The sequence below is a fragment of the Streptomyces sp. NBC_01808 genome, from assembly GCF_035917395.1.
Taxonomy (GTDB): Bacteria; Actinomycetota; Actinomycetes; order Streptomycetales; family Streptomycetaceae; genus Streptomyces.
In genome coordinates this window covers 3098274-3122571 of sequence record NZ_CP109072.1, presented here as the reverse complement: position 1 = coordinate 3122571, position 24298 = coordinate 3098274, and the positions used below count along the sequence as shown (strand labels likewise).

Annotated in this window: 21 protein-coding genes; 9 read left to right on the top strand and 12 right to left on the bottom strand. The window is 72.2% G+C overall.

Annotation, left to right across the window (positions count from 1 at the left end):
• Positions 1–19: 19 nt before the first annotated feature.
• Entirely contained in the window at positions 20–1318 is a 1299-nt protein-coding gene (locus OG946_RS13295; RefSeq protein ID WP_326796318.1) for a transcriptional regulator, read from the bottom strand.
• A gap of 222 nt (positions 1319–1540) precedes the next feature.
• On the opposite strand from OG946_RS13295, the gene OG946_RS13290 reads away from it, so the two are divergent.
• The 3 genes from OG946_RS13290 (at position 1541) to OG946_RS13280 (ending at position 6362) form a co-directional block, all read left to right on the top strand.
• A complete protein-coding gene (locus OG946_RS13290; RefSeq protein WP_326796317.1) occupies positions 1541–2350 on the top strand; it encodes a hypothetical protein in 810 nt (269 codons plus the stop codon).
• A gap of 274 nt (positions 2351–2624) precedes the next feature.
• Positions 2625–4484, top strand: a complete 1860-nt coding sequence (locus tag OG946_RS13285; RefSeq protein ID WP_326796316.1) for an ABC-F family ATP-binding cassette domain-containing protein — start codon at positions 2625–2627, stop codon at positions 4482–4484.
• Between the two features lie 123 nt (positions 4485–4607).
• The gene (locus OG946_RS13280) at positions 4608–6362 is read left to right on the top strand and encodes an outer membrane protein assembly factor BamB family protein (RefSeq protein ID WP_326796315.1); all 1755 of its coding nucleotides are present in this window, start codon (positions 4608–4610) and stop codon (positions 6360–6362) included.
• A gap of 43 nt (positions 6363–6405) precedes the next feature.
• Here the strand turns inward: OG946_RS13280 and galK are convergent, their stop codons facing one another.
• The 3 genes from galK to galT are packed head-to-tail and all read right to left on the bottom strand — an operon-like array spanning position 6406 to position 9775.
• On the bottom strand, positions 6406–7656 hold the full coding sequence (gene galK, locus OG946_RS13275) for a galactokinase (protein WP_326796314.1): 1251 nt from the start codon (positions 7654–7656) through the stop codon (positions 6406–6408).
• The gene (gene galE / locus OG946_RS13270; RefSeq protein WP_326796313.1) at positions 7653–8690 is read right to left on the bottom strand and encodes a UDP-glucose 4-epimerase GalE; all 1038 of its coding nucleotides are present in this window, start codon (positions 8688–8690) and stop codon (positions 7653–7655) included. The genes galK and galE overlap by 4 nt, the downstream gene beginning before the upstream one ends.
• A complete protein-coding gene (gene galT / locus OG946_RS13265; protein WP_326796312.1) occupies positions 8687–9775 on the bottom strand; it encodes a galactose-1-phosphate uridylyltransferase in 1089 nt (362 codons plus the stop codon). The genes galE and galT overlap by 4 nt, the downstream gene beginning before the upstream one ends.
• Before the next feature lie 262 nt (positions 9776–10037).
• Between galT and OG946_RS13260 the strand changes: the two genes are divergently transcribed.
• Together OG946_RS13260 and OG946_RS13255 are read left to right on the top strand one after the other, a co-directional pair.
• Positions 10038–11708: a sodium:solute symporter family protein gene (locus OG946_RS13260; protein WP_326796311.1), complete on the top strand. Its 1671-nt coding sequence runs from the start codon at positions 10038–10040 to the stop codon at positions 11706–11708.
• Positions 11709–11717: 9 nt separating this feature from the next.
• Positions 11718–12101, top strand: coding sequence for a hypothetical protein (locus OG946_RS13255; RefSeq protein ID WP_326796310.1), 384 nt, complete (start codon positions 11718–11720; stop codon positions 12099–12101).
• Positions 12102–12189: 88 nt separating this feature from the next.
• Here the strand turns inward: OG946_RS13255 and OG946_RS13250 are convergent, their stop codons facing one another.
• A complete protein-coding gene (locus OG946_RS13250) occupies positions 12190–12885 on the bottom strand; it encodes a response regulator transcription factor (protein ID WP_101424136.1) in 696 nt (231 codons plus the stop codon).
• Between the two features lie 357 nt (positions 12886–13242).
• Here OG946_RS13250 and OG946_RS13245 point away from each other — a divergent pair, with 357 nt between their 5' ends.
• Positions 13243–14007, top strand: a complete 765-nt coding sequence (locus OG946_RS13245; protein WP_234380420.1) for a response regulator transcription factor — start codon at positions 13243–13245, stop codon at positions 14005–14007.
• Between the two features lie 52 nt (positions 14008–14059).
• Here OG946_RS13245 and OG946_RS13240 read toward each other — a convergent pair whose 3' ends face one another.
• Positions 14060–14554: a MarR family winged helix-turn-helix transcriptional regulator gene (locus tag OG946_RS13240; RefSeq protein ID WP_326796309.1), complete on the bottom strand. Its 495-nt coding sequence runs from the start codon at positions 14552–14554 to the stop codon at positions 14060–14062.
• Between the two features lie 71 nt (positions 14555–14625).
• On the opposite strand from OG946_RS13240, the gene OG946_RS13235 reads away from it, so the two are divergent.
• Entirely contained in the window at positions 14626–15423 is a 798-nt protein-coding gene (locus OG946_RS13235; RefSeq protein ID WP_326796308.1) for a trans-aconitate 2-methyltransferase, read from the top strand.
• Complete coding sequence (locus OG946_RS13230) at positions 15420–15779, top strand: VOC family protein (RefSeq protein WP_125935178.1); 360 nt, start codon at positions 15420–15422, stop codon at positions 15777–15779. The genes OG946_RS13235 and OG946_RS13230 overlap by 4 nt, the downstream gene beginning before the upstream one ends.
• A 145-nt stretch (positions 15780–15924) precedes the next feature.
• Here OG946_RS13230 and OG946_RS13225 read toward each other — a convergent pair whose 3' ends face one another.
• Together OG946_RS13225 and OG946_RS13220 are read right to left on the bottom strand one after the other, a co-directional pair.
• Positions 15925–16527 (bottom strand): TetR/AcrR family transcriptional regulator, encoded by a 603-nt coding sequence (locus OG946_RS13225; protein WP_234380808.1) that lies wholly within the window; start codon positions 16525–16527, stop codon positions 15925–15927.
• A gap of 88 nt (positions 16528–16615) precedes the next feature.
• Positions 16616–17647, bottom strand: a complete 1032-nt coding sequence (locus OG946_RS13220) for an acyl-CoA desaturase (protein ID WP_326796307.1) — start codon at positions 17645–17647, stop codon at positions 16616–16618.
• A gap of 325 nt (positions 17648–17972) precedes the next feature.
• Between OG946_RS13220 and ppc the strand changes: the two genes are divergently transcribed.
• Positions 17973–20765 (top strand): phosphoenolpyruvate carboxylase, encoded by a 2793-nt coding sequence (gene ppc, locus OG946_RS13215; protein ID WP_442814344.1) that lies wholly within the window; start codon positions 17973–17975, stop codon positions 20763–20765.
• A gap of 154 nt (positions 20766–20919) precedes the next feature.
• Here the strand turns inward: ppc and OG946_RS13210 are convergent, their stop codons facing one another.
• The 4 genes from OG946_RS13210 to OG946_RS13195 form a co-directional block, all read right to left on the bottom strand.
• The gene (locus OG946_RS13210; protein ID WP_326796306.1) at positions 20920–21618 is read right to left on the bottom strand and encodes a hypothetical protein; all 699 of its coding nucleotides are present in this window, start codon (positions 21616–21618) and stop codon (positions 20920–20922) included.
• Between the two features lie 165 nt (positions 21619–21783).
• The gene (gene pth, locus OG946_RS13205) at positions 21784–22374 is read right to left on the bottom strand and encodes an aminoacyl-tRNA hydrolase (protein WP_101424145.1); all 591 of its coding nucleotides are present in this window, start codon (positions 22372–22374) and stop codon (positions 21784–21786) included.
• Between the two features lie 79 nt (positions 22375–22453).
• Positions 22454–23068: a 50S ribosomal protein L25/general stress protein Ctc gene (locus OG946_RS13200; RefSeq protein ID WP_326796305.1), complete on the bottom strand. Its 615-nt coding sequence runs from the start codon at positions 23066–23068 to the stop codon at positions 22454–22456.
• A gap of 191 nt (positions 23069–23259) precedes the next feature.
• The gene (locus tag OG946_RS13195; protein ID WP_326796304.1) at positions 23260–24237 is read right to left on the bottom strand and encodes a ribose-phosphate diphosphokinase; all 978 of its coding nucleotides are present in this window, start codon (positions 24235–24237) and stop codon (positions 23260–23262) included.
• Between the last annotated feature and the right edge of the window lie 61 nt (positions 24238–24298).

Here is a 24298-nt window from a genome sequence, read left to right as displayed (position 1 = left end):
AGAGAACCGACCGGCTGACCTACTGGCTGCTGATCCACCTGTCTTCGGAGCTGCGGTAGTAGTACTCGGGAAGGGTATCGACGCCGCTGGTGCGGAACGGGCGGCCGTCGTCGTCGACGCGGACCGTACCGGAGCGGCCCTGGCTCGACCACTCCAGTTCCAGGTACCAGCCGCAGTCGCACGCCATGGTGCCGGCGGTGACCAGCAGGACCTCCGGCTCGCTGACGGAGACGGCGTAGGGGAAGGTCAGGGCGGGGATGTCTCTCTCCTCGTCGCCGCCGGGCCGGGACCGGGTCAGCGGCCGGTCGGCGTCGAGGTCCACCTCAAACCTGCGCGGGGTCAGTGAGCCGCCGCAGCCCTGGCTCATGTGGAAGACGTTGCCCGGAGTGGGCTTGTCGCGTTCGATGACCCGGACCTGCAACGCCTCCAGCACCACCGCCGCGGAGTCACGGCCTTGGACGGAGATCCGCACCAGGGTCTCCCCGCCGTGCACCGCGCTCTGCGATTCCGCCCACTCACGCGCGTCCTGCTGGACGGGCGGCGCCGGCACCTCGTCAGCCGGACGGTCGACGACGTACCGGTGGGAGCAGCCGCCTTGCCAGACGTGCGAGTCCACCGTCCAGTCCAGCGGCACCTGCGCGTCCCCCTGCTCCTGCCCCGCATCCGGGGCCTGGCTCTGGGGCGGCTCCGGATCGCTGTCCAGCCCCGGGTCAGGGCCTGGTTCCGTGGGCTCGGCCGGCTCCGGGGCGCCGTCCAGGCCCGGGTAAGGCTCCGGGCCCGCGAGCGTCGAATCCGGGTCCGGGTCCGGGCTGGGGGTCGGTTCCCCCACCGAGTCCGGAGCCAGGAGCCCGGCTGACGTCACCACGACGACGGCGATGACTCCCGCCGCCACAGCCGCGGCGACGCGCCTGGGCCAGCGGAGGGGCGAGGGCGGCAGCGCCGCTGCGGGCTCGGGCTCCTTCGGTTCCCCCGGTTGGGGCTCCCCCGGCTCGGGCTTTTTCGATTCCCTCGGTTCGGGCTCCTCCGGCTCGGGCGCGGCGGGCTCCTGCTCCTGCCTCCCGCAGGACTCCCGCGCGCTCACCCACAGCCGGTGGAGCTTCAGCCGTTCGTTCGGTGTCGCGTCGCACAACTGGGCGAAGCGCTCCAGCAGCGCGAAGTCCGCTGGCACCGCCGCGCCCGAGCAGTAGCGGTGGAGAGTGGAGGCGCTGACGTTCAGCCGCCGGGCCAGGGCTCCGTAACTGCGCCCGTCACGTTCCTTGAGCCGGCGCAGGTACGCGGCGAAGTCCTCGGCCTCCGGTGCCTTTCCCCGCTGCTTCACCCTGACTCCCCGCTCGTGTGTGAACCGTTCTCACCCTCCCACACGCCCGCGCCGCGCGTTCTGCAGCCGGCGCGAGGACGCAGGTCACCGGGGCGAACGGTGTTCCATCGTCCCGGGTTCGGGCGGTGTGGTTGTCCCCGCGCACCGTCTCCTCACAAACTCCTGGCGTCCACACACCGGAAACACCCGTACCTTCCACACCAGTCAAGGGACGACCCACGCATGACCACCCACGCCCGCCCTACCGGGCGCCGCACGAAGACCGTGACCCTGAACGTCCTCGCGGTGGCCTTGGCCGTCGCCACCGCTGTGTCCTGCACCGGCTCGGACGGGGACGACGAATCGGGCACCACGGGCACCGAGACCACTTCGGAGACCACGGACCACCCAGACGCCGAGGAGGCCCCAGGCCCCCAGGAGCCGGAGACCACGGAAGATCCCGGCGCCCAGGACGACCCCCGCGCCCAGGAGGGCTCGGACACCGCGGACGCCGCGGACGCCTCGACGGCCGCGAGCCCGGGCTTCCTGGAGGCTGACGATCTGCCCCTGGACTCCTCCGGGCCCTGGACTGCCGACGAGGTGACCACCGGCTTCCCGGAGCACGGGGGCCCGTCCTGGCTCGAAGAGACCCTGGCGGAGGGGGACGTTCCCCAGCGCCGCGAGTTTCGAACCGAGTTGGATGCCGGCGCCACCCAGTACACCGTCGTACAGCCCGACGAGTCCGCCGCCGCCGACCTGGCGACGCGACTCGACGAGGCGATCGAGCGGTACGCGAACGAGTACGAGGAACAGCAGCCCGCCAGTACCGCGGAGTACCGGGACTACGGCACGATCCATGTCGGGGACGGCGCCCGCGTCCAGGGGCTGCACACCCGCCAGGACCACGGCGCCAACGACGTCTCCCTCTACGCGGTGGGCCGCGACGGCGACACGGTCACAGTCGTCCGCTGGGGCAAGATGGGCGACTTCACCAGCGCGCCCGTGGCGGACTTCCAGGACACCGCGACCACAGCCGTCGACCGCCTGCGCTGACCGAACGGGCTCCCGGCTCTCCCTTCCCTGGCACGCCGCTCGGGTTCGGGTGGAACTGCACGGTCCCACCGTGCAGTTCCACCAGGAGGCTGGGCGCGGTGCGGCGCGGGAGCGTGGCTGGTGTGCGCCCCGGGGGCCGGGAGCAGCGCTCCCGGGTTCGGGAAGGAGCGGGGCGGGGGAAAGGCTGCGGGCGGCTTCCGGCGCTGCGCGAACTACGCTGGGAAGCCGCCCGCCGAGGAACCCACCCCGACCCCGCGAGGAGCACCGCACCGCCATGGCCGCCGCCAACCTGGTCAATCTGGAAGCCGTCGACAAGGTCTACGGCACCCGCGCCCTTCTCGACGGCATCTCCCTCGGCGTCGCCGAAGGCGACCGCATCGGCGTCGTCGGCCGCAACGGCGACGGCAAGACCACCCTCGTCCGCCTCCTCGCCAAGCTCGAAGAGCCCGACGCCGGCCGCGTCACCCACACCGGCGGCCTCAGCCTCGGCGTCCTCACCCAGGGCGACACCCTCGACCCCGCCGCCACCGTCCGGCACGAGGTCGTCGGCGACATGGCCGACCACGAGTGGGCCGGCGACGCGCGCGTCCGCGACGTGCTCACCGGACTCTTCGGCGGCCTCGACCTGCCCGGCTTCGAGCAGGGCCTCGACACCGTCATCGGCCCGCTCTCCGGCGGCGAACGCCGCCGCATCGCGCTGGCCAAGCTGCTCATCGGCACCCCCGGCCTCATCGTGCTGGACGAGCCGACCAACCACCTCGACGTCGAGGGCATCGCCTGGCTCGCCGAGCACCTGCGCACCCGCCGCGCCGCGCTCGTCGTCGTCACCCACGACCGCTGGTTCCTCGACCAGGTCTGCACCCGCATGTGGGACGTCCAGCGCGGCGCGGTCCACGAGTACGACGGCGGCTACTCCGACTACGTCTTCGCCCGCGCCGAGCGCGCCCGGATCGCCGCCACCGAGGAGGCCAAGCGGCAGAACCTCGTGCGTAAGGAGCTGGCCTGGCTGCGCCGCGGCGCCCCGGCCCGTACCAGCAAGCCCCGCTTCCGGATCGAGGCCGCCAACGCGCTCATCGCCGACGTGCCGCCGCCCCGGGACTCCGCGGAGCTGACGAAGTTCGCCAACTCCCGCCTCGGCAAGACGGTCTTCGACCTGGAGGACGTCACCGTACGGGCCGGGGGCGGCGCCGAAGGCAGGGTGCTGCTCAAGGGGCTGACCTGGCAGCTCGGCCCCGGCGACCGCGTCGGGCTCCTCGGCGTCAACGGCGCGGGCAAGACGTCCCTGCTGCGTACGCTCGCGGACGCCGCCCGCTCCGGCGGTGAGACGCAGCCGGCCGCCGGGCGGATCGTCGCGGGGAAGACCGTGCGGCTCGCGTACCTCTCGCAGGAGGTCACCGAGCTGGACCCGCAGTGGCGGCTGCTGGAGTCGGTGGAGTCGGTACGGCAGCGGGTGGACCTCGGCAAGGGGCGGGAGATGACCGCCTCCCAGTTGTGCGAGCAGTTCGGCTTCGGGCGGGAGAAGCAGTGGACGCCGGTGGGCGACCTGTCCGGCGGCGAGCGGCGGCGGCTGCAGTTGCTGCGGCTGCTGATGGACGAGCCGAACGTCCTGTTCCTCGACGAGCCGACCAACGACCTGGACATCGAGACCCTCACCCAGCTCGAAGACCTCCTGGACGGCTGGCCGGGGACGCTGGTGGTCATCAGCCACGACCGGTACTTCATCGAGCGGACCACGGACACGGTGCACGCGCTGCTGGGCGACGGAACGCTGCGGATGCTGCCGGGCGGGATCGAGGAGTACCTGCGCCGCCGGGCCCGTATCCGCGAGACGCAGCCGGGCCGGCAGCCGCAGGCCCAGGCCGCCGCCGGAGCGCAGCCGCAGGCGCAGGCGCGGCCGGCGGCCGGGCTGTCCGCGGCGGACGCGCGGGCGGCGAAGAAGGAGCTGCAGCGCATCGAGCGGCAGTTGGACCGGATCGGCGGCAAGGAGACCGACCTGCACGCCGCGATCGCCGAGCACGCGACGGACTTCGCGCGGGTGGCGGAGCTGGACGCGCAACTGCGCGCGCTGACGGCCGAGCGCGAGGAACTGGAGCTGCGCTGGCTGGAACTGGCGGAGGCGGCGGAGGCGGGCTGAGCCCGGGGGCACGCCACCGGTCGCGGAGGTTGTCCACAGGCTGCGGCGGCCGTCACCTGCGGGTGGTAGAAATGAGCCACGCGACCGCAGCTCGTACGCACATCCATCCGGGGGGACAGGGAAATGTCGCAGCCGCCACCGCCGCCGGGCCAGCCGCCGTCCGGTGGCTTCGGGCCGCCGCCCGCCGAGGACCCGCAGCAGCCCGGTTACGGATATCCGCAGACCCCGCCGCCGCCAGCGCCCGGCGGCGGCTTCGGCGCGCCGCAGGAGCCGCAACAGCCCGCGCAGCAGCCGCAGTACGGCTACCCGCCGGTGCAGCCCCAGCCCTCGCAGGTCCAGCCCCCGCAGCCGCCGCAGGCCCCGGCCGCGCCACCGCAGCCGCCGCAGGAGCACTACAGCTTCGCCCAGCCGGCCCCGCAGCACTCCGGCGGCTACCCGCAGGCGCAGGTCCCGGGCATGCCCGCCAAGCCGGAGGCGCAGAAGCTCGTCCCCGTCTGGGCGGTCATCGCGGCGGTGGTGGCGATCCTCGTGGTCGCGAGTGGTACGGGCTTCTTCCTCACCCGCGGCGACGGCGACACGCAGGCCGGCGGCGGCGGGGGCGGTGGCGGCGGCGGTGCCAAGAAGGCCGTCAGCGACAGCAAGCCCGCCAGCGCCGACGGCGAGTTGCTGTTCGGCGTCCCGTACCCGCAGGCAGAGGAGGGCGCGACGTGGCCCGCCGAGGGCCAGTGGGCGACCGAGAAGATCTACGCCAAGGGCGAGCTGAACGCCGTGAAGGGGTACGACACCACGACCGGCAAGGAAGTCTGGGAGCTGCCGACCGACGGCCTGGTCTGCGGCGCCTCGCGGGCGGTCACCGACGACGGCAAGGCCGCCATGCTGGTGCAGGACGGCAAGGTCTCCGACCCGGACGACACCTACGCGCCGTGCTCCGAGGTCGTGGTCTTCGACGTCAACTCCGGCGAGGAGCTGTGGAAGCAGCACGTGGCGACCGCCGACGAGAGCCTGAAGTTCGAGTACGTGACCATCGCCGACGGCACGGTCATCGCCTCCGGACTCTCCGGCTCCGCGGCGTTCCCCCTCGCCGGCGGTGACCCGGTGTGGCAGACCAAGCCCACCACCGAGTGCAAGGACCACGACTACGCCAGCGACGGGACGAACCTGCTCGGCCTGGTCTTCTGCGGCTCGCTCAACGAGGACATGAAGGTCCAGAAGGTCGACCCGGCCACCGGCGGCATCTACTGGTCGTACGACGTGCCCGACGGGGTGCAGAGCGTCCAGGTGCTCAGCGTCGAGCCGCCGGTGATCACGATCGGCGCGGGCAAGACCACCGAGACCGACATCTTCGCCCTCGACGAGGGCGAGCTGCGCTCGAAGATCTCGCTGGGCACGGAGACCGCGGGCCCGCGCTACAAGCCGGGTTGCGACTACTCCGGCGGCGCCGAGTCGTGTACGACGGTGGCGGTGGACGGCGACACGATGTACCTGCCGTCGCGCGAGCACCAGGGCAAGAGCGACTACGGCGACACGAACGAGATCGTCGCCTTCGACCTCGACACCGGCAAGCCGACGAAGAAGTACGACGCCGGTGAGAAGCGGACGATGGTGCCGCTGCGGATGGACGGCGGCAAGATCATCGCGTACCGGAAGGGGACGTACGACTCGGGTGGCGAGATCGTCGCGATAGACCCGGGCTCCGCCAAGGAGGAGACCTGGCTGGAGCTGCCGAACGACACGGCGGAGGCCGAGGCGACGCTGACCTACAGCGACAGCGTGCCGTACATATTCGAGCACGGCCGGTTCTATCTGGCGCAGGACATCATCAGCGACCGCGACGACGTGGAGTACTTCGCCCTCGCGTTCGGCAGCAAGAAGCAGTGACGGCCGGCCGCCAGGCGCCCCCGGGCGGGGGCGCCTGAGCGCCTCAGACCAGGCGGCGGGCGCCCGCGCCGGGGACGGCGGTGAAGATCCGCGGCGGGCGGAAGTCCGCCGCGGCAAAGGCCGATTCGACGGCCTTGCCGACCGTGTCCGCCGCGTCCGTCTCGGCCAGCACGATCGCCGAGCCGCCGAAGCCGCCCCCGGTCATGCGCGCGCCGAGCGCGCCCGCGGCGACCGACGACTCGACGACCACGTCGAGTTCGCGGCAGGAGACGCGGAAGTCGTCGCGCAGCGAGGCGTGTCCGGCGAGCAGCACGGGCCCGATGTCGCGGGTGCGGCCGGCGTCGAGCAGCGTGATGCACTCCTCGACGCGCCGGTCCTCGGTGACGACGTGCCGGACGAGCGGGCGCACCGCCGGGTCCGTCAGCCGGGCCAGCGCGGCGTCCAGCTCCGCGTACGGCACGTCGCGCAGCGCCGCTACGCCCAGCTCCCGCGCCGCCGCCTCGCAGCCGGCCCGCCGCTCGGCGTACTCGCCGTCGCCCAGGGCGTGTTTGACCTGCGTGTCGACGACGAGCAGCGTGAGCCCCTCCGCGGCCAGGTCGAAGGGCACGGCGCGCTGCGTGAGGTCGCGGGTGTCGAGGTAGAGCACGTTGCCCGCGGTGCAGCAGGCGGAGGCCATCTGGTCCATGATCCCGCTGGGTACGCCGACGAAGTCGTTCTCGGCGTGCTGGCTGACCTTCGCCAGCCGTACGGGGTCGAGGCGCAGGCCGTACAGGTCGCTGAGCGCCAGCGCGGTGGAGACCTCAAGCGCCGCCGACGAGGAGAGCCCGGCGCCCGTGGGGACCGTGCTCTCGTAGTGGATGTCGGCGCCGGCGAAGTCCGCGAAGGCGTCGACGGTGCGGCGCAGCGCCCACACCACCCCCGCCGGGTAGGCGGCCCAGCCGCCGCGGTCGCCGCCCACCGTCAGAGGGTCGATGCGGTCGACGGCCAGCTCGGTCAGGCGGGATTCGCCGTCGCCCGAGTGCAGCCGCAGCACGCCGTCGTCGCGGCGGCGGGCGGCGGCCAGCGTGGTGTGCGGAAGGGCGAGCGGCATGACGAAGCCGTCGTTGTAGTCGGTGTGTTCACCGATGAGGTTGACGCGCCCGGGCGCGGCCCACACCCCGGCGGGCCGCTCCCCGTACAGCTCCGCGAACGCCGCGGCCGTCGCCTCCACCGCGCCCGCCTCCGCGGCGTCCGGTCCGGCGGCGTCAGACTCCGCCGCGTCGCGGCCCGCCGCCGTCGTCTCCCCAGCCGTCATGCGTCCCCTCCGCCTTCCCCCGCGCCCGCACCCCGCCGTGCGAAGTCCCAGGCGTCCGACACGATCCCCGCCAGCTCCGTACGCGACGGCCGCCAGCCCAACTGCTCCTTCGCCGCCTGCGCCGACGCCACCAGCACCGCCGGATCCCCGGCCCGCCGCGGCGCAACCACCTCGGGCACGGGGTGCCCGGTCACCTGGCGGACCGTCTCGATGACCTCGCGCACGGAGAACCCCGCGCCGTTGCCGAGGTTGCAGATGCGGTGCTCCCCGGGGCGCACCGCGTCGAGCGCGAGCAGATGCGCCTCGGCGAGGTCCGCGACGTGGATGTAGTCGCGGATGCAGGTGCCGTCGGGGGTGGGGTAGTCGTCGCCGAAGACGGAGATCGACTCGCGCCGCCCCAGGGCGACTTGGAGCACCAGCGGGATGAGGTGCGACTCGGGGTCGTGCCGCTCGCCGTACGGGCCGCCGCCCTGCGCGGGCAGATAGGCGCCGGCGACGTTGAAGTAGCGCAGCGACGCGGCGGCCAGCCCGTGGGCGTGGCACTCCGCGCCGATCATCTGGTCGACGGCGAGCTTGGAGGCCCCGTACGGGTTCGTCGGCGCGGTGACGGCGTCCTCGGTGATCGGCACGGACTCCGGCTCGCCGTAGGTGGCGGCGGTGGAGGAGAACACCAGCCGCCGCACGCCCGCGTCGCGCATGGCGGCGAGCAGCTCCAGGGTGCCGCCGACGTTGTTGCGCCAGTACTTCTCGGGGTGCGTGACGGACTCGCCGACCTGCGAGGAGGCGGCGAAGTGCAGCACGCCGTCGTACGAGGAGTCCAGCCACTTCGCGGCGTGCTGGATCCGGTCCTCGACGAACTCGGCGCCCTCCGGCACCCCGTCGCGGAACCCGGTCGACAGGTCGTCGACCACGGTCACGCCGTGCCCGGCGGCGAGCAGGTGCGCCGCGACGACGCTCCCCACGTACCCCGCCCCACCGGTCACCAGATACTTCCGCCCGCCGCCCCCGGCACCTCCGGCCACGTCTTGACTCACTTGCCAGCTACCTCTCGCAGTCGCTCTGCCGCCCGTTCGGGCGGCACATCGGTGACAAAGGCGTCCATCGCGGACTCCGAGCCTGCAAGGTACTTCAGTTTGCCCGGGCTTCGCCGGATCGTGAACAGCTCGAGGTGCAGAGCGTAGTCATCGCGGCCCGGCGCCCGCACCGGTGCCTGGTGCCACGCCGAGATGTACGGCGTCGAGGGCTCGCCGGGGCCGAAGATCCGGTCGAATCTGCGCAGGAGTTCGAGGTAGACCTCCGGGAACTCCGCGCGCGCCGCGTTGCCCAGCGCCGGCAGGTCGGGCACCCGCTGCCGCGGGTAGAGGTGGACCTCGTACGGCCAGTGCGCCGCGTACGGCACGAACGCCACCCAGTGCGCCCCCTCCAGCACCACCCGCGCCCCCGCCGCCGTTTCGGCGGCGACGACGGTATCGAAGAGGTTCTCGCCCGTCCTCGCCCGGTGCAGGTCGGCGCACCGCATCATCTGCGCGGTGCGCGGCGTGACATACGGGTAAGCGTAGATCTGCCCGTGCGGGTGGCCGAGGGTGACGCCGATCTCCTCGCCGCGGTTCTCGAAGCAGAAGACCTGCTCGACGCCGGGGAGTTCGGCCAGTTCCACGGAGCGGTCGGTCCAGGCGTCCAGGACCAGCGCGGCCTGCCCGGGGGAGAGGTCGGCGAACGAGGCGTCGTGGTCGGAGGTGAAGCAGACGACCTCGCAGCGCCCCGCGCCCGGGGCGCTGACGAACGGCGGTTCGCCGGTCTCGGGGCCGGGGTCGCCGGTCAGCGACGGGAAGCGGTTCTCGAAGACGGCGACCTCGTAGTCGTCGGCGGGGATCTCGCTCAGCCGCCCGTTTCGGGAGGGGCACAGCGGGCACTCGTCGGCGGGCGGCCGGTACGTACGGCCCTGGCGGTGTGAGGCGATGACCACCCACTCCCCGCGCAGCGGGTCGAAGCGCGCCTCCGACGCGGTGCGCGTCGGCTCCAGGGGGCGGCGGTCGGCCGCGTCCCGGACGGCGTCGTCACGCGCGTCGAAGTAGATCAGCTCGCGCCCGTCCGCGAGCCGCGTGTGCGTCTTCTTCACTGGAGCCTCTTCCTCGGCCCTGGCCTGCCCTGCCCGCCGGTCGTCATGGTCCGGTTCCCCAACACAATCGAACACAATGAACCACAAGCCAACAGGCGAGTCAACGCCGGAGCGTCGCTTACCCCAATTTGTCCCTTATCAGACATTCTGGGTTCGAGATCCAACAGACAAGCAAACAGTCCCAACAGAAGCTTTCGGAATCCAACGCCATCCGTCTGGCTTCGTCTTCTGAACGCACCACGCACGGAAGCGGACCTGAAGCATGCACCCACTAGCGACAGAGCTGCGGCTCGACACCAACGCCCTCGACTACGTGATCATGGCCATGTACTTCGCCGTCGTCCTCGGCATCGGCTTCCTGGCCCGGCGAAGCGTCAAGACCAGCCTCGACTTCTTCCTCTCCGGCCGCTCCATGCCCGCCTGGATCACCGGCCTGGCGTTCGTCTCCGCCAACCTCGGCGCCACCGAGATCCTCGGCATGGCCGCCAACAGCGCCCAGTACGGCGTCTACACCACGCACTTCTACTGGATCGGCGCCATCCCGGCGATGGTCTTCCTGGGCCTGGTGATGATGCCCTTCTACTACGGCTCGAAGGTCCGCTCCGTGCCGGAGTTCCTGCTGCACCGCTACGACCGCGGCGCGCACCTGCTCAGCTCGGTGCTCTTCTCCGTCGCCGCCGTGCTCATCGCCGGCGTCAACCTCTACGCCATGTCCATCGTCGTCGAGGCGCTGCTCGGCTGGCCGGAGTGGGTCGCCATTGTCATCTCGGCCGCCGTCGTGCTCGCGTACATCACCCTCGGCGGGCTGTCGTCCGCGGTCTACAACGAGGTGCTGCAGTTCTTCGTCATCATCGCCGCGCTGCTGCCGCTGACGCTCCTCGCGCTCAAGCGCGTCGGCGGCTGGGACGGCCTCAAGGACACCCTGACCGCCTCCCGCGGCAGCGACTTCACCACCGCCTGGGGCGGGACCGCCATCGGCCACGCCAACCCGCTGGGCGCCAACTGGCTGACGATCGTCCTCGGACTGGGCTTCCTCCTCAGCTTCGGCTACTGGACGACCAACTTCGCCGAGGTGCAGCGCGCGCTGTCCGCCAAGAACCTCTCGGCCGCCCAGCGCACGCCGCTCATCGGCGCGTACCCGAAGATCTTCATCGTCTTCCTGGTGATGATCCCGGGCCTGGCCGCCGCGGCGCTGGTGCCCAAGATCGGCACGTCCGGCTCGAACCTGACGTACAACGACTCGATCCCGTACCTCATGGAGCAACTGCTGCCCAACGGCATGCTGGGCGTGGCCATCACCGGACTGCTGGCGGCGTTCATGGCCGGCATGGCGGCCAACGTCTCGTCGTTCAACACGGTGTTCACCACCGACATCTGGGAGCCGTACGTCAAGCGCGGCCAGACGGACGCGTACTACCTGCGCTTCGGCCGGATCATCACCGTGATCGGGGTCGCGGCGAGCGTCGGCACGGCGTTCATCGCGTCCAGGTTCAGCAACATCATGGCCTACCTGCAGACGCTGTTCTCCTTCTTCAACGTGCCGATGTTCGTGGTCTTCATCATCGGCATGTTCTGGAAGCGCACCTCCGCCAAGGCCGGCTTCTGGGGGCTGCTCGTCGGCACGGTCGCCGCGGTGCTCAACTACTTCTGGATCTACAAGCAGGGCGTCATCAGCATCCCCAGCGACCAGGGCGCCAACTTCGTCTCCGCGATCGTCGGCTTCGTCGCCGGCGCGGTCGCGATGCTCGTCGTCACGCCGTTCACCCGGCCCAAGTCCCCCGAGCAGCTCGCGGGCCTCGTCTACGGGACCCGCTCCCCGGGCCTGTCCGAGCCCCCCGCCGTCGGCGACGACGCCTGGTACCGCAAACCGGCGCTGCTGGGCTGGGGCGCGCTCGTCCTCGCCGCCCTGTGCTATATCCCCTTCTCCTTCTAGGAGCGCACCATGAGCGACACCAACGACCGCCCGGACGGCCCGGACGGCCCCGGCCACCGCATCCCGGACACCGGCGAGCTGGCGCAGCAGATCGAGGAGCTGGAACGCAAGTCGGCGACGGCCAGCAGGCTGTTCGACGTACGGCGGCTGATCGGCGGCCTCTTCGTCGTGTACGGGCTGATCCTCGCGATCACGGGCGCCTTCGACTCCGACGCGGAGATCGCCAAGGCGGAGGACGTACGCATCAACCTGTGGACCGGGCTGGGAATGCTGGCGCTCGGGCTGTTCTTCCTCGTCTGGCAGTTTCTGCGGCCGGTGCGGCCGCCGTCGGGGGAGGAGCTGGCGGAGGCCCTCAACGGAGACGAAGGACAGGACCGCCCGGACGCCCACTGATCCGGACGCCCGCCGATCCGTACGCCCCGGCCCCCGCCCCGGACGCGAATGTCCGAAAGCCGCCGCTTCTTCGGCCGCGGAAAAGCCGCTACGCCCCGGCCTCGCCGTCCACCGCGGGCCGGGCGGCGGCGCGGTCCAGCAGCCCCGTACGGGCCGCCAGCGCCGCCGCTTCAAGCCGTGAACCCACTCCGAGCTTCATCAGCACGCGCTGCACGTGCGTACGGGCCGTGCTCGCGGCTATGCGCATCCCCTGGGCGATCAGCCGCGTGTCCTCGCCCTCCGCCACCCGCACCAGCACCTCGACCTCGCGCGGGGTCAGCAACTGAAGCAGCCGGGCTCCCTCGTCGTCCGGCTCCGCCGCCGGGTTCAGCAGCTCCGTGAACGCGCTCTGCAGCAACTGCGGAGCCACCGCCGCCTCCCCCGCACGTGCCTTGACCAGCGCACGCTCCACACCTTCGATGCGCTCGTCATGCCGTACGTACCCGGAGGCACCCGCGGCGAACGCCGCCGCTATGCCGCGCGGGTTCGGCACCGGGCCGAGCACCACCACCGCTATCTGCGGTCGCTCCCGCTTGATGCGCAGCACAGGGTCGAACGCCCCGGGTGCGGCCGGGGTCGCCGTGCCCAGCAGGCACACCTCAGGTCCTCTGCTCACCACCAGCTCCGCGGCGCCCGCCGTGGGTGCGGCCGCGGCCAGCACCCGGTGCCCGCGCAGCTTCAGCGCGGACGCAAGAGCCTCGGCGAGCAGGCGGTGCTCGTCGACCACGATCAGCCGAACGGCCATCTCGCCCTCCCCCCGGGGGGTCTACTGCCCCGGCAAGGTACAGCCTTACCGCTCCCGGGCCCGACAGAACTCCGGAATCCCTCCACAACGGGGCCGTATCCGGCCGGTTTCTACTCCGCGTGGCGAACTCGCCACGGAAAGTCGGCCGTTGGGCTTCCCTTGTGGGTCCCGCGCCCTACGCTGTGGGGCAGCACCGGTGGGGGCCGGTGCCGTTCAGGGGGCGAGACCGTGGGTACGGCGCACGGGGTGGGGTAGCTATGGGACGCGGCGGCGGCCGCAGCTCAGGCGGGCGCTCCATGCTCCGAGCGCCGTATTCCGCATTCCGCGAGTTTGGTAGTCCGCGACATGGGGGTGTCCGTGGTTCGGATCCGGGTCCTGGTGGCCGATGCCCACCGCGTGTTCGCCGAGTCGCTGGCCGCCGCGCTGGCAGCGGAGCCCGACGTCGACGTGCTGCCGGCCGGCAGCGGTCAGGCCGCGCTGCGCTCGCTGGAGCGGGCCGCGGCGGAGGGCCGCAGGTTCGACGTGTTCCTGGTCGACGCCGACCTCGACCGCGATACGCCCGCGGGCGCCCCGGTGCCCGCGCAGGCGGTCGCGGGGAACGGCTCGGCGGCGGGCGGTCCGGGCGGGATATCGCTCACCGCGCGCGTCCGCTCGGCGCACCCGCAGACGCGCACGGTGGTCCTCGCGGCCCGCGACGACCCGGCGCGGGCGGCGGCGGCGCTGCAGGCGGGGGCGTTCGGCTGGGTCGCCAAGGACAGCTCGCTGTCCCGGCTGCTGGCGGTGATCAGGGGCGTGCTGCGCGGCGAGACGCATCTGCCGCCCGCGCTGCTCACGGGTGTGCTGCGGGAGCTGACGGCGGCCCGGGAGCACCGTACGGAGAGCGAGCAGTTGGTCGAGTCGCTGACCCCGCGGGAGCACGAGGTGCTGCGCTGCATGGTCGCGGGCCTGGGCCGCAAGGCGGTCGCGGAGCGGCTGTACCTGTCACCGCACACGGTCCGTACGCACATGCAGAACGTCCTGGGCAAGCTGGGCGTGCACTCGACGCTGGCCGCGGTGGCCCTGGCCCGCCGCGCGGGCGTGGGCCCGGTGGACCTGGGCGAACCGGCAAGAGTGGGCGGCTAGCGCCTCCCGGGGGCGGGGGCATCCGCGCGGCGGAAGGGGCGATACGGGGCCGTCACGGAACGTTGTCGAACGGGGCCGTCAGTTGCCGTAGCAGGTCCGCCAGCTCCCTGCGGCGCTCCGGCGCCAGCTCCGCGAGGATCGCCCGCTCCTGCTTCAGCAGCGCCGCCAGCGCCGCGTCCGCGCGTTCGCGGCCCTCCGCGGTGAGCCGTACGAGCACGCCGCGCCGGTCGCTGGGGTCCGGCAGCCGCTCGACGAGGTCCTTCTTCGCCAGCCGGTCGATGCGGTTCGTCATCGTCCCGGAGGTGACCAGGGTCTGGGTGAGGAGCTGCCCGGGGGAGAGCTGGTACGGCTCGCCGGCCCGCCGCAGCGCGGTCAGCACGTCGAACTCCCAGCCCTCCAGGCCGTGTTCCGCGAACGCCAGCCGCCGCGCGCGGTCCAGGTGGCGGGCCAGCCGGCTCACCCGGCTCAGCACCTCCAGCGGCTCCACGTCGAGGTCGGGGCGCTCCCTGCGCCACGCCACGACCAGCCGGTCCACCTCGTCCCGCATGCGATCAGTGTAGTCGGTCTGTCGACATGAAGTCTCTTGACATCGAGATACATTGGCGGAACGCTGGAGGCATGACCTCACCCTCCTGGGACCCGCAGCAGTACCTGCGCCACGAGGGGCCCCGCACCCGCCCTCTCGCGGATCTCCTCGCCCGCGTGGGCGAGCTGCCGGGACGCCCGCCGCGGATCGCCGACATCGGCTGCGGCACGGGCAACGGCACCGCGCTGCTGGCCGCCCGCTGGCCCGCCGCCCACGTCACGGGGTACGACAGCTCCGCCGCCATGCTCCGCACCGCCGCCGCCCACGCCGGCCCCACCCCCGGCGGCGGCCGGATCGACTTCGCCCACGCCGACCTCGCCGACTGGACGCCGGAGCCCGGCGCGTACGACCTGATCCTCGGCAACGCCGTGCTGCAGTGGGTGCCGGAGCACTGGGAGCACTTCCCCCGCTGGCTCGCCGGGCTCGCCCCCGGCGGCACGTTCGCCTTCCAGGTCCCCGGCAACTACGACGCCCCCAGCCACGCGCTGATGCGGCAGCTCACCCGCGACCCGCGCTGGCGCGAGCGGCTGCACGGCGTGCTGCGCGACCAGCCGGTGCTGCAGCCCGTCGCGTACCTGGAACTGCTCTGCGACCTCGGCTGCGCCGGCGACGCCTGGGAGACCACGTACACCCACCTCCTGCACGGACCCGACCCCGTGCTGGACTGGGTGAAGGGCACCGGGCTGCGGCCCGTCCTCGACGCCCTCGGCGCCGACGCCGACGCCTTCGTCACCGAGTACGCGGCCCTGCTGCGCACCGCCTATCCGCCGGGCCCGCACGGCACCCCGTTCCCGTTCCGCCGCATCTTCGCGCTGGGAGTCACGCCATGATCACCGGACTCGACCACGTCCAGCTCGCCGTCCCGGCCGGCAGCGAGGAAATCCTGCGCATCTTCTACGGCGACGTCCTCGGCATGACCGAGGTGCCCAAGCCGGCGGCGCTCGCCGCCCGCGGCGGCTGCTGGTTCACGTCGGGACCCGTGATGCTCCACCTCGGCGTCGAGCAGGACTTCCGCCCTGCCCGCAAGGCGCACCCCGCGCTCGTCGTCACCGACCTCGACGCGCTGGCCCGCCGGCTGGCCGTCCGCGGCCACGACGTGACCTGGGCCGACGACGAGATTCCGGGCGTACGGCGCTTCCACACCGCGGACCCGTTCGGCAACCGGCTGGAGTTCCAGGCCGCGTAGGGGCTCCGCCGGGGCCGGATGCCGACAAGGATGCCGGGGCTCCGCCCTCTGGGCCCCCGGGGCCGGCGGCGTTCCGGCCGCCCGGACCGGCAGCGGAAGGCGCCGGGACCACACACACGCGCCGCAGGCCGCCGCGCGCCGCATGCTACGCGCGGCGGTGGCCTATCAGCCGCGGCTTCGCCTCCAGGTCGCCCAGGCCGTGCCAGGCGAGGTTCACCAGATGCGCCGCGACCTCCGCCTTCTTCGGCTTGCGCACGTCCAGCCACCACTGCCCGGTCAGCGCCACCATCCCCACCAGGGCCTGCGCGTACAGCGGCGCCAGCTTCGGATCGAAGCCGCGGGACTTGAACTCCAGCCCCAGGATGTCCTCCACCTGGGTGGCGATGTCGCTGATCAGCGAGGCGAACGAGCCGTGCGACTGCGCCACCGGGGAGTCCCGGACCATGATGCGGAAGCCGTCGGTGTACTCGTCGATGTAGTCCAGCAGCGCGAACGCCGCCTGCTCCAGCAGCTCCCGCGGATGCCCCGCGGTCAGCGCGCCCGCCACCATGTCGAGGAGCTGCCGCATCTCCCGGTCGACGACGACCGCGTACAGCCCCTCCTTGCCCCCGAAGTGCTCGTACACGACCGGCTTGGACACGCCCGCCTTCGAGGCGATCTCCTCCACCGACGTCGCCTCGAAGCCGCGCGCCGCGAAGAGCGTGCGCCCCACGTCGACGAGCTGCTCGCGGCGCTCCTTGCCCGTCATCCGCCGCCGGGTACGGCGCGGCGGCTTCCCCTCGCCGCCGTCGCCGCTGTTGCCCGTGCTGCTCTTACCGCCGGTAGCCACGGCTCCATCATGCCGCGTCGGCGGCGGCCTCCTCACGGCGGGCCGACGCGGCGGCCGCGCCCTTGCCGACGTCGCCGTCCTTGTTGCGCTTCGAGTCGATACGGGACTCGCTCGGCCAGCGCACGTCGTACGCCCAGCCGAGCTTCTCGAACCAGCGGATGATCCGGGCGCTGGAGTCGATCTGGCCCTTCATCACGCCGTGCCGGGCGGAGGTCGGGTCCGCGTGGTGCAGGTTGTGCCACGACTCGCCGCCGGACAGGATCGCCAGCCACCACACGTTGCCCGAGCGGTCCCGGGACTTGAACGGGCGCTTGCCGACCGCGTGGCAGATCGAGTTGATCGACCACGTGACGTGGTGCAGCAGCGCGACCCGGACCAGCGAGGCCCAGAAGAACGCCGAGAGCGCGCCCTGCCACGACCAGGTGACCAGCCCGCCGACCAGCGGCGGGAACAGCAGCGAGACCGTCGTCCACAGCACGAACTGACGCGACACCCGGCGGATCGCCGAGTCCTTGATGAGGTCGGGCGCGTACTTGTTCTGCGGCGTCTGCTCCTCGTCGAAGAGCCAGCCGATGTGGGCCCACCACAGGCCCTTCATCAGCGCCGGCACCGTCTCGCCGAAGCGCCACGGGGAGTGCGGGTCGCCCTCGGCGTCGGAGAACTTGTGATGCCTGCGGTGGTCCGCGACCCAGCGCACGACCGGGCCCTCCACCGCCATCGACCCGGCGATCGCCAGTGCCACCCGCAGCGGCTTCTTCGCCTTGAACGAGCCGTGCGTGAAGTACCGGTGGAACCCGACCGTCACCCCGTGCAGGCCGAGGAAGTACATGAACGTCATCAGTCCGAGGTCGAGCCAGCTCACCCCCCAGCCCCAGGCCAGCGGGATCGCCCCGACCAGCGCGACGAACGGCAGCACGATGAAGGCGAGCAGCGTGATCTGCTCGATCGATCTCTTGTTCTCACCGCCGAGCGTCGCGGACTCAGCGGTGACCGTGGCCGAGCGGGGCTGCTCGTCGATCACTTCGGACGTGGACGGCATGGGCATCCTCGGAGGCTGGGGGAACATGGACCAGCGAGGCTACGGTCCCGTAACCTACGTTGGCGTAAGTATGGCATGCCTCAGTTCCGGGCTGAAAGAGGCACGGTCCCAACGGGCGTACATGCGCGCCCGTGTGGAAGGAACACCTCTTGAGTGCCCGCAGACGCCGGTTCCCATGCCGCGACCCCGCGGGCTTCGCCCACCCGGGCGGCGAGCAGGGACGACTAGTCTGGGGGCGTCGGACAGCGCGGTCCGCACCCCGGCCCCCCGCGCGCCGCCGCGCACGGGCGGAAACACCAGCGCCGCACGCCAAGGAGCCGCACCAGTGACCAGTGCCGACACCCACGCGCACCGCCCCGCCGGAGCCGCAGGCCCCGACCCGGGCGCCGCGGCCGCCGGCAACGCCGAGCTGCGCGCCGACATCCGGCGCCTCGGCGACCTGCTCGGCGAGACCCTCGTCCGCCAGGACGGGCCGGAACTGCTGGACCTCGTCGAGCGCGTACGCGCACTGACGCGCACCGACGGCGACGCCGCCGCGGAGCTCCTGCGCACCGTCGACCTGGAGACCGCCGCCCGGCTCGTGCGCGCCTTCTCCACCTACTTCCACCTCGCCAACGTCACCGAGCAGGTGCACCGCGGCCGCGAGTTCCGCGCCCGCCGCGCCGCGGAGGGCGGCAGCCTGGCCCGTACCGCCGACATGCTCAAGGACGCCGACCCCGCGCACCTGCGCGAGACCGTCGCCAGCCTCGGCGTACGCCCCGTCTTCACCGCCCACCCCACCGAGGCCGCGCGCCGCTCCGTCCTCACCAAGCTGCGCGACGTGGCCCGCCTCCTCGAAGCCGACGAGGGCGCGTCCGCCGCCGACCGCCGCCGCTGCGACCGCCGCCTGGCCGAGGACATCGACCTCATCTGGCAGACCGACGAACTGCGCGTCGTCCGTCCCGAGCCCGCCGACGAGGCCAGGAACGCCATCTACTACCTCGACGAGCTGAACCGCGGCGCCGTCGGCGACGTGCTCGAAGACCTCGCCGCGGAACTGGAGCGCGTCGGCGCCGACCAGTCCGCCGTGCTGCCGCCCGGCACCCGCCCGCTGACCTTCGGCACCTGGATCGGCGGCGACCGCGACGGCAACCCCAACGTGACCCCCCAGGTCACCTGGGACGTGCTCCTCCTCCAGCACGAGCACGGCATCACCGAGGCCATCGGCCACGTGGACGAGCTGCGCTCCGCCCTGTCCAACTCCATCCGCAACGGCGGCGCCACCGAGGAACTCCTCGAATCCGTCCAGCGCGACCTGGAAGTGCTCCCCGAGATCAGCCCCCGCTACAAGCGGCTCAACGCCGAGGAGCCCTACCGGCTCAAGGCCACCTGCATCCGGCAGAAGCTCCTCAACACCCGCCGCCGGCTCGCCGAGGGCAGCGCCCACGTGCCCGGCCGCGACTACCTCGGCACCGCGCAGCTCATCGACGAACTCACCCTCGTACAGACGTCGCTGCGCGCGCACCGCGGCTCGCTCGTCGCCGACGGCCGGCTGGAGCGCACCATCCGCACCATCGCCGCCTTCGGCCTCCAGCTCGCCACCATGGACGTACGCGAGCACGCCGACGCCCACCACCACGCCCTCGGCCAGCTCTTCGACCGGCTCGGCGAGGAGTCCTGGCGCTACCTGGACATGCCGCGCGACTACCGCCGCGGCCTCCTCGCCAAGGAGCTGCGCTCCCGCCGCCCGCTGGCGCCCACCCCCGCGCCGCTCGACGAGGCCGGCACCAAGACCCTCGGCGTCTTCGGGACCGTCAGGAAGGCCATCGACACCTTCGGGCCCGAGGTCATCGAGTCGTACATCATCTCCATGTGCCAGGGCGCCGACGACGTGTTCGCCGCCGCCGTCCTCGCCCGCGAGGCCGGGCTCCTCGACCTGCACGCCGGCTGGGCGAAGATCGGCATCGTGCCGCTGCTGGAGACCACCGACGAGCTGAAGATCGCCGACGACCTCCTCGACGCGATGCTCTCCGACCCCTCCTACCGGCGCCTGGTCTCCCTGCGCGGCGACGTCCAGGAGGTCATGCTCGGGTACTCCGACTCCTCCAAGTTCGGCGGCATCACCACCTCCCAGTGGGAGATCCACCGCGCCCAGCGCCGGCTGCGCGACGTCGCCCACCGGCACGGCGTACGGCTGCGCCTCTTCCACGGCCGCGGCGGCACCGTCGGCCGCGGCGGCGGCCCCACCCACGACGCGATCCTCGCCCAGCCGTGGGGCACCCTCGAAGGCGAGATCAAGGTCACCGAGCAGGGCGAGGTCATCTCCGACAAGTACCTCGTGCCGTCCCTGGCCCGGGAGAACCTCGAACTGACCGTCGCCGCCACCCTCCAGGCGTCCGCCCTGCACACCGCGCCGCGGCAGTCCGTCGAGGCGCTGACCCGCTGGGACGCCGCGATGGACGTCGTCTCCGACGCCGCCCACGCCGCGTACCGGCGGCTCGTCGACGACCCCGACCTGCCCGCGTACTTCTTCGCCTCCACCCCCGTCGACCAGCTCGCCGAGCTGCACCTCGGCTCCCGGCCCTCCCGCCGCCCCGACACCGGCGCGGGCCTCGACGGGCTACGGGCCATCCCCTGGGTCTTCGGCTGGACGCAGTCCCGGCAGATCGTCCCCGGCTGGTTCGGCGTCGGCTCCGGGCTGCGCGCCGCCCGCGAGGCAGGGCTCGACGCGGTGGTGGAAGAGGCGTACGAACACTGGCACTTCTTCCGCAACTTCCTCGCCAACGTCGAGATGACGCTCGCCAAGACCGACCTGCGGATCGCCCGGCACTACGTCGACACCCTCGTGCCCGACGAGCTGAAGCACATCTACGCGGTCATCGAGGCCGAGCACGAGCTGACTGTCAGCGAAGTGCTGCGCATCACCGGCGAATCGGAGCTGCTGGAGGCCGACCCGGTGCTCCAGCAGACGTTCCGCATCCGCGACGCCTACCTCGACCCGATCTCGTACCTCCAGGTCACGCTGCTCGGCCGGCAGCGCGAGGCGGCCGAACGCGGCCAGGCCCCGGACCCGCTGCTGGGCCGGGCGCTGCTGCTGACGGTCAACGGCGTGGCGGCGGGCCTGCGCAACACGGGCTGACCTGCGGTCCGGCCTGCGGGCGCCGCGTACCGGAGGTGGCGCGCCGCGGGGCGGACGTACACCGTGCTCACCGGGGCGTTGCGGCGCCCGCAACCGCACGCGGCCCCCACCCCCCTGGGGTGAGAGCCGCGTGCGGTCTTCCGGCGGGACTCGCTCAGGGCTGGCGGCCCATGCCACGGCGGCGGAGCACCAGGTACCCGCCCGCGCCCAGGAGGATCGCCGAGGCGATCGAGATGCCCGTCACCGACGCGCCGGTGGCGGCCAGGCCGCCCGACTCGTCGTCGCCCCCGCCCTGCGCGCCCGGCGCGCTGGACGCACTGGGCGTCGCGTCCCCGCCCTGCTCGCCGTCCTTGCCCGGCTTCCCGTTCTCGCCCGGCTGCTCCGCCGGCTCGGAGGAGTCGTCCGACGGGGTGTCGGACGGGGTGTCCGACGGGTCCGGCGACTCGGAGTCCTCGCACTCCGTCCAGAAGACCTTGTGCTTCGCGGCCCCGTTCTCGCCCTCCCAGTTCCAGAACAGCTTGTAGTGGCCGTCCGGGAGGGTCATGTCCTCGGTCCGGCCGTGCCCCTCGCCGTCGAGGACGATCTCGCCCTCGTCCGCGACGGTCTTGTTGTCCCCGGTCGGCTTCCAGCCGACGATCTCCCACGTGACCTGCTGCCCGGCGTCGAAGCCGAAGGCGTCGAGATAGAACTCGCAGACCTTGGGCTCGTTCTTGCGAAGCTCCTCGCCGGTGGCGGCGTCGTGGATCTTCACGGTCCCGTTGTCGCCGTTGGCCGCCGGCGCCGGCGCGGCGGCGAACAGCAGGGAGGCGGCAGCGGCAGCGGCGACCGCGCCGACCGAAGCAATGGTTCGCATGGCATACCCAACTTCGTGAGTGAAAGGTGTGCAGAGGGAAGTTGGGGGGCGGCTCAGCTTCCGCCGCCGGCGGGGTGCCGGTCAAGCGCGTCGTGCGCCCTTCATCCCGTTTCAGGGGATGTGCTGGGAAAGCCCTTTGTCACAGTCTGGTGACAGGTCGGGGGATCAGCCGTTGTACGTGTTCTGGGCGCGCTCCAGGCCCTCCGTGACCAGTGCCTCCACGGCGTCCGCCGTCCGGTCCACGAAGTAGTCGAGGTCCTTGCGCTCGGCGGCGGAGAAGTCCTTCAGCACGTAGTCCGCCACCTCCATCCGCCCCGGCGGCCGGCCCACGCCGAACCGCACCCGCAGATACTCCCGGCCCAGCGACTTCGACAGCGACTTCAGCCCGTTATGGCCGTTGTCGCCGCCGCCGAGCTTCAGCCGCAGCGTGCCGTAGTCCAGGTCCAGCTCGTCGTGGACGACGACCATCCGCTCCAGCGGGACCTTGTAGAAGCCCGCGAGCGCCGAGACCGGGCCGCCGGACAGGTTCATGTACGACATCGGCTTGGCCAGCACGATCCGCCGGCCCGCAGGACCCGGCGGGCCCAGGCGCGCCTCCACGACCTGCGCCCGCGACTTGTGCGCCTTGAACCGGCCGCCGACGCGCTCCGCCAGCAGGTCGGCGACCATGAACCCGACGTTGTGCCGGTTGCCCGCGTACCCCGGGCCCGGATTGCCCAGGCCCACGACGAGCCACGGCTGCGCTGCGTCCGACATCTGCCGGCCCTCCCGGGGTGCGTGTGCGTGCGCGTACGGAGACGGGGGGCGGGCCCGTACGACCCGCCCCCGGCCGTGCTCAGTCCTCCGACTTGCCCTCGCCGGCCGCGGTCTCGCCCTCGGCCGCCTCGCCCTCGGCCGCCGGCTCCTCCGCCTGCGGCGCGACCACGTGCAGCACCGGGTCCTCGCCGTCGACCGCGAGCGTCACCCCGGCCGGCAGCTTGACGTCCTTCGCCGCCACCGTGGCACCCGCCTCCAGGCCCTCGACGCTGACCGTCACGGACTCCGGGATGTTCGTCGCCTCGGCCTCCACCGGCAGCGCGTGCAGCGTGTGCTCCAGCAGGTTCTGGCCCGGCGCCAGGTCGCCCTCGACCGTGATCGGCACCTCGACGGTGACCTTCTCGCCGCGCTTCACGACCAGCAGGTCCACGTGCTTGAGCACCCCGGTGCGCAGCGCGTCACGCTGCACGTCCTTCGGGATGACCAGCTCGGACTTGCCCTCGAGGTCGAGGCTGATGAGCACGTTCGAAGTCTTGAGCGCCATCAGCAGGTCGTAGCTCGGCAGCGCCACGTGCCGCGTGTCGGCGCCGTGGCCGTAGATGACGCCGGGAACCTTGTCCTCGCGGCGCAGCCGGCGGGCGGCGCCCTTGCCGGTCTCGGTCCGCGGCTCCGCGGTGATCTTGTACTCGGCCATGGCGGCACTCCTCGCAGTAGGTGAAGCTGACGGGACGGTCACCCGGCCGCGATCGGCCTGCTACGAAGAGCGCGTCGATAACGGAGCACCGAACCGGAACCGGACGAACCGGGGCGGCCTCCCTCGCCGAGCAACTCCGGGAGTCTACCCGGCGGCGAGTGGCCGCCCCAAGTCGATCTTTTGCGCTACGGCTACGCCTGCTCGTCGAAGAGGCTGGTCACGGACCCGTCCTCGAACACCTCGCGCACCGCCCGCGCGATCACCGGCGCCATCGACAGCACCGTGATCTTGTCCAGGTCCAACTCGCTCGCCGTCGGCAGCGTGTTCGTGAAGATGAACTCGCTGACCTTCGACCCCATCAGCCGGTCACCCGCGGGCCCCGACAGCACGCCGTGCGTCGCCGCCACGATCACGTCCTCCGCGCCGTTCGCGAACAGCGCGTCCGCCGCCGCGCAGATCGTGCCCCCCGTGTCCACCATGTCATCCACCAGCACGCACACCCGGTCGGCCACGTGCCCCACGACTTCGTGCACCGTCACCTGGTTCGCCACATCCGGGTCCCGGCGCTTGTGCACGATCGCCAGCGGCGCACCCAGCCGGTCGCCCCAGCGGTCCGCCACCCGCACGCGCCCCGCGTCCGGCGAGACCACCGTCAGCTTCGACCGGTCCGTCTTCGACGCCACGTAGTCCGCCAGCACCGGCAGCGCGAACAGGTGGTCCACCGGGCCGTCGAAGAAGCCCTGGATCTGGTCCGTGTGCAGATCCACCGTCAGGATCCGGTCCGCACCCGCCGTCTTCAGCAGGTCGGCGATCAGCCGCGCCGAGATCGGCTCCCGGCCCCGGTGCTTCTTGTCCTGGCGCGCATAGCCGTAGAACGGGACGATCGCGGTGATGCTCCGCGCAGAGGCACGTTTCAGCGCATCCACCATGATCATCTGTTCCATGATCCACTGATTGATGGGCGTCGTGTGACTCTGCATCACGAAGCAGTCGGCACCGCGCGCCGACTCCTGGAAGCGGACGTAGATCTCACCGTTGGCGAAGTCGAACGCCTTCGTCGGTACGAGGCCCACACCGAGCTGGTGCGCGACCTCCTCGGCAAGCTCGGGGTAGCCACGGCCGGTGAAAAGCATCAGCTTCTTCTGGCCGGTCGTCTTGATCCCGGTCACAGCACGGTCTCCTCGGTGTCGGGGCAGGCGGCCGGGCGGGCGGCCGGTCGGATGTCCTACT